Here is a 4,833-nt window from a genome sequence, read left to right on the forward strand (position 1 = left end):
TCAAGGTCCGCAAGAAGCCAGGGCTGCAGGCCGTGCTGGACCGGCTTCGCTCCTAGGCGCGTTCGAAGCGAATATTTTTGCTGCATGCAACTTCGGTGCACTCCTTGAGCCGTACCTGCGCACTACGTTTGCAAAAGCCCGTCTTCGTTAGGGATGGCGGGGTGGGCGTTGCCGTTCCCTCCAACGTACCACGGCGTTCTCGCCGTCAAGGGCTGCGCGTGCCTGCAGGCACGCTGGCGGCCTGCGGCCGTCTGCGACCCCTGACGGCTTGCGCTGCGCCGTGATGGCGACGGTGCCGGGCAATTCCGCCCGAGCAACCGGAGCAGATCATGACCATGTCGAACCTGTCCATTCTCGATGCTGATGCGTCGCTGCACGTGCGCGACGGCCGGGGGCGCTACCGTCCTGCGTCCGTTGACCAGATCTTGGCGGCTGCGCGGCGCGTGGCCGACCTGAAGGTACAGCGGGGCGCGGAGTTCAACTCGCCGGTTTCGGTGAAGACGTACCTCTGCGCGAAGTTGGCGGGCCTGGAGCACGAGGTGTTCGCCGTGCTGTTCCTGGACAACCAGCATCGGCTGATCGAGTACGTGGAGATGTTCCGCGGGACCATCAATACTTCGGAGGTACATCCGCGCGACGTGGTGAAGGAAGCACTGCGCTTGAACGCGGCTGCCGTGATTCTGGCGCACAACCATCCCAGCGGGAACCGGACGCCGAGCGACACGGACAAGCAGCTCACCGAGCGCCTGCGCAGCGCCCTCAGCCTGGTGGACGTGCGGACCCTGGATCACTTCATCATCGCGGGGTCACGCGCGGTGTCGATGGCGATGCGAGGTTGGAGGTGAACTTCGGGGGCTTCGGCCCCCTTTTTGGCACGGCCGTGGCGGCCGTACCCGAGCGACCTACGGCGTCGTGGATATCGCTGGTTGCTCGCAGGCAGTTCCAGCAAGCGGCGCTGGCTCGGCATGGGCGATTGCGTATTCGAGCAATGCGATCACCTGACTGCGCCGCTCGCTGGTGGCTCCTATACACAAGGCCATGAGCAAGAACGCTCCAGACATAGCGGCCAGGTGCCATCCTATAGCGCTTGCCTGGCTATCAAGCAGCTTCGGTATTGCCACAGCTATTACGATCAGGCCAGGGAAAAAGCCGAGCTTCCTGATGTCTCCTGCAAGCAGTTGAGTCCGCCCGTCAATGCACCCCCAACGATGTCGATATTGCAACAGTGCGTACTCTAGCAACGCTTTGGGGAAGTCGCACAGCTTCTTCAAATAGGCTGCGTCTGCTTTCATGTCGGTGTGCAACTGCTTGTAGGTTGTGTCCCATGGATCTCGCCACTGGCGCCACAAATCCCGTCCTAAATCGAAAATCAAAAAACCCCCAAATCCTAGTGCCGGTGCAATTAGCAATAGCAACCAATGTGGAGGTACATGGTCGGATTCACCAAGAAGATTGAAGTTGTATATTTGACGAATTATCGTTAGAGCTATGATTCCGAGGATCATCCATCCTGCGAAGAAGATTAGCCACTTTCGCGTCTTGTTGCTAATTTCATAGGTGTGGCGCTGCCGATCATCGGGTTTTGTCATTTCCTCCAAGAGTTCAAAGATAGTTTCGATCGAAGACTCTTCGAGTGCCATGGGTCCGAATCCATGTGGAGTTTGCTGCCAGTCTAAAGAACCCGCTTGGAATCATTCAAGCGCAAGACATCGGCCGCTCATGCCCCCAAAAACGGCATGTGGCACCATTGTTCGACCGTCTGCCTGACACACTCTTGGCCTGCGGCCGGCTAAACCCCTGTAACGGCTCGGGTCGAGTATGGGTCACCGGCGATGGCGCTGCTCAGGCGTTCGCGGGAGGAACTGCCAATGGCGCCCGCGTCCGGCATGGTCAGATTCCCACGGGATCGCGTGCGGCGGTATCGGGAAGTTGCCCGCTGCCGTGTCGGGATTTTCCTGGGGCTGGCGTCGTCGGCTGGTTGGGGGCTTCGGAGCTGGAGTGACTCGGCGCCACACCCAGGGAGTGTTGGACCGGGTCCGGCAGGGAGGTGTTGCCTGGGGCGGCTGGTTCAGGTTGGGCGATGGCGTATTCGAGCAGGTCGAAGACCTGGGCGCGTCGCTCGCCTGAGGCGATCACGAGGAAGGCGATGAGATAGAACCCGCTCGTCATCGCGACTGCTGGCCAGATCCAGGTACTCCACGGACCCTCCCATAGTTTCGGGGTCGCAACGAGGATCGCCAGAAGGCCGGGGAACAGGCCTAGTTTCTTGACGTCGCCCGCCAACAGCATGACTCTGCCATCGACGCGGCTCCAACGGTGGCGGTACTGGACCAAGGCGTACTTCAGCATGTCCTTCGGGAACGCCTTCAATTGCTCGATGTAGGCCGCATCGAACACCATGTCGGCCTGGAACTGCTTGTAGATCGTGCCCCAGGGGTTTCGTCGTTGTTCCAGGAGCATCTTCCCGGCGTCGTAGAAGAACAGCAGGAAGTAGGCCATGGCCGGGACGATGGTCACCAGCGCCCAGTTAGGCGAGATCCTCGCTGGCAGCACGCCCGGATAGTGCCGCTCGATTTGGAGGGCGATGGCGAGCAACGCCGTGTTGACGACGATCATGATGATGAGCGAGGGCTCTATCCACTTCTTGTGTTGGCTACCCTTCGGAAGATGACGCGATCTGCCATCCGAGCGCGTCATGCGTTCGATGAGTGCGGAGAGGTCCTTGAGCGAGCTTTTTGAAAAGGCCATTGTTCTGGATCGGATGGGAGTGCGTTGAAGTCTAGATAGGCTGTCGCCGAGCAGGCTTGGCCCATCCTGCTTCCGGGACGGTGTGCCAAGTTTTGCTGGCGCCGCGATCATCGGTTCCGCTGCAAGAGAGTCGATCTCATCGACCCTGCGCAACGTGCATGGCTGGCATGCATCCGATTTATTACCTGGTCGGAGTAGGGCGTCCCCGGCCCTCCGGGAGATGGCCGGTCGCGCTGTCGTGCTGCGCATCGAGCCCCGCTGCGCGGGTCTCGCCCCTGACGGGCTTCCATCGTTCCCTCGCTCCGCTCGGCTAACGCCTCCGGCCCGGCTTCCAGCTTCGGGCCTGCGCGCTTCGCTTGCCGTGCGGTTCGGCGCAGTGAGGCGGTCGCCGCCGTGTCCAGCCGTCTTCCCTGACTTCATCACCTTGTCCGCGACTGTAGCCCGCGTCCGTGCGCCGTCAAGGCGCGCAGGGCCGTGTCCTCGGCTGCGCCTGCGGGCCGCACCACCCCTGCGCTTGTCTCCTTGACGGCTTCCGTCCGCGCGCTCCTGACCGTCGCGGGCGATGAACTCAGGAAAGACGGTGGCAACAGGGCCAACCGGGTTCATCGTGCCAACCGCACAGAACAGCCGGAAGGCTGGGCTCCGAATCTAGGAATCCGGTGTGCGGTGTTTCTTCAACAGCCTTTTCGTCAGGAGAAAGACCATGCAACTCGCATCCCGTTTCGCTTCCCGTTCCCCGTCGCTGCGCAGCGATTCCCCGCTGTCCGACGACCAGATCCGCAGGGTGGCGCCGTCCATCTTCGCCGAGGCCCCGCATGAGAGCCGGTCCGAGCGGTACAGCTACATCCCCACCGCCGCCGTGCTGACCGAGCTGCGCAAGGAAGGCTTCCAGCCCTTCGCGGTGACGCAGACCCGCGTACGGGACGAGGGCAAGCGCGAGCACACCAAGCACATGATCCGCCTGCGCCACGCCAGCCAGATCAACGGCGCGGAGGCCAACGAAATCGTCCTGCTGAACTCGCATGACGGCACCAGCAGCTACCAGATGCTGGCAGGCATGTTCCGGTTCGTGTGCTGCAACGGGTTGGTGTGCGGGGACACGGTGGCGGACGTGCGCGTACCGCACAAGGGCGACGTGGCCTGCTCCGTCATCGAAGGCGCTTTCGAGGTGTTGCGCGGCTTCGAGCGAGTGAAGGAATCCCGCGACCTCATGCGCAGCGTCACGCTGGACGAGGGTGAGGCCGAGGTGTTCGCCCGTGCCGCGCTGGCCCTCAAGTACGACGACCCGAACAAGCCCGCGCCCGTGACCGAATCGCAGGTGCTGATGCCGCGCCGATTCGATGACCGCCGGCCCGACCTATGGACCACGTTCAACCGGGTGCAGGAAAACATCACCAAGGGCGGATTGGCCGGGCGTAGCACCAACGGGCGCCGCCAGCAGACCCGACCCGTGCAGGGCATTGATTCCGACGTGCGGTTGAACCGCGCGCTCTGGCTGCTGGCCGATGGCCTGCGCCAACTGAAAGCCTGACCTGTTCCCCTGCCTGGAGGGGAACGGTCCCCTCCATTCCCTGTTTTTCTGGATTGGAGATACATCATGAACACCATCAACCTCAACGAAATCCACACTGTCGATGCCGTCGCCGTGCCGCTGGAAGCTGCGGACCCGACCAAGAACCTGATCCTCGTCCAGCTGTCGCGGCTGGTGCTGCGCCCGAAGCCAACCATCTCTTTGATCTGTTGGAGAAGCGGCGCGGCCGCGTCGATGCCGACCTTCGCCAAACGCCCCGGTTGCAGGAAGTTCTCCATGCTCAACGTCGAGCCGCTGGCCTGCAGTCCCAGGCCGGCGAACGAGCGGAACACGATTCCCGCCAACTGGTTGAAGTTGCCCAGGATGTACGCGAAGGCCCCGACATAGAGCACCTTGCGGATCAGCCGGGCCATCACATCCTCACCCTGTCCCGAGGCATGCCCCAGCGCCCAGTACAGACCGGCGAGCGTCATGTCGATCGCGACCAGCGTGGCCGTGAGATACGCCACCTCGCCCTGCAGCAGGCCGAAGCCCGAGTCGATGTAGCGCGAGAA

General features: G+C 62.4%; 4 protein-coding genes and 1 pseudogene. 2 read left to right on the forward strand and 3 right to left on the reverse strand.

Annotated features, from left to right (window positions below; translation table 11 throughout):
- The first annotated feature begins 335 nt into the window (after positions 1 to 335).
- On the forward strand, positions 336 to 845 hold the full coding sequence (gene radC / locus BLR05_RS25435) for a RadC family protein (RefSeq protein WP_092840584.1): 510 nt from the start codon (positions 336 to 338) through the stop codon (positions 843 to 845).
- 57 nt (positions 846 to 902) lie between these two features.
- Here radC and BLR05_RS26365 read toward each other — a convergent pair whose 3' ends face one another.
- Together BLR05_RS26365 and BLR05_RS25440 are read right to left on the reverse strand one after the other, a co-directional pair.
- Positions 903 to 1,640 (reverse strand): hypothetical protein, encoded by a 738-nt coding sequence (locus BLR05_RS26365; RefSeq protein WP_143016047.1) that lies wholly within the window; start codon positions 1,638 to 1,640, stop codon positions 903 to 905.
- Positions 1,641 to 1,890: 250 nt separating this feature from the next.
- Positions 1,891 to 2,748 (reverse strand): hypothetical protein, encoded by an 858-nt coding sequence (locus tag BLR05_RS25440; protein WP_092840578.1) that lies wholly within the window; start codon positions 2,746 to 2,748, stop codon positions 1,891 to 1,893.
- A gap of 703 nt (positions 2,749 to 3,451) precedes the next feature.
- Here BLR05_RS25440 and BLR05_RS25445 point away from each other — a divergent pair.
- Positions 3,452 to 4,279: a DUF932 domain-containing protein gene (locus tag BLR05_RS25445; protein ID WP_092840581.1), complete on the forward strand. Its 828-nt coding sequence runs from the start codon at positions 3,452 to 3,454 to the stop codon at positions 4,277 to 4,279.
- Between the two features lie 185 nt (positions 4,280 to 4,464).
- Here the strand turns inward: BLR05_RS25445 and BLR05_RS25450 are convergent.
- Positions 4,465 to 4,833: pseudogene (locus BLR05_RS25450) on the reverse strand (type IV secretion system protein); the annotation flags it as partial.

Origin of the sequence: Paracidovorax cattleyae (assembly GCF_900104515.1) — a bacterium.
Lineage (GTDB): Bacteria > Pseudomonadota > Gammaproteobacteria > Burkholderiales > Burkholderiaceae_C > Paracidovorax > Paracidovorax cattleyae.

What these genes read in the sequence shown, in the direction of transcription:
- BLR05_RS25445 (WP_092840581.1), top strand. Translation starts at nt 3,452, where the DNA reads ATGCAACTCGCATCCCGTTTCGCTTCCCGTTCCCCGTCGCTGCGCAGC.
- BLR05_RS26365 (WP_143016047.1), bottom strand. Translation starts at nt 1,640, where the DNA reads ATGGCACTCGAAGAGTCTTCGATCGAAACTATCTTTGAACTCTTGGAG.
- radC (WP_092840584.1), top strand. Translation starts at nt 336, where the DNA reads ATGTCGAACCTGTCCATTCTCGATGCTGATGCGTCGCTGCACGTGCGC.
- BLR05_RS25440 (WP_092840578.1), bottom strand. Translation starts at nt 2,748, where the DNA reads ATGGCCTTTTCAAAAAGCTCGCTCAAGGACCTCTCCGCACTCATCGAA.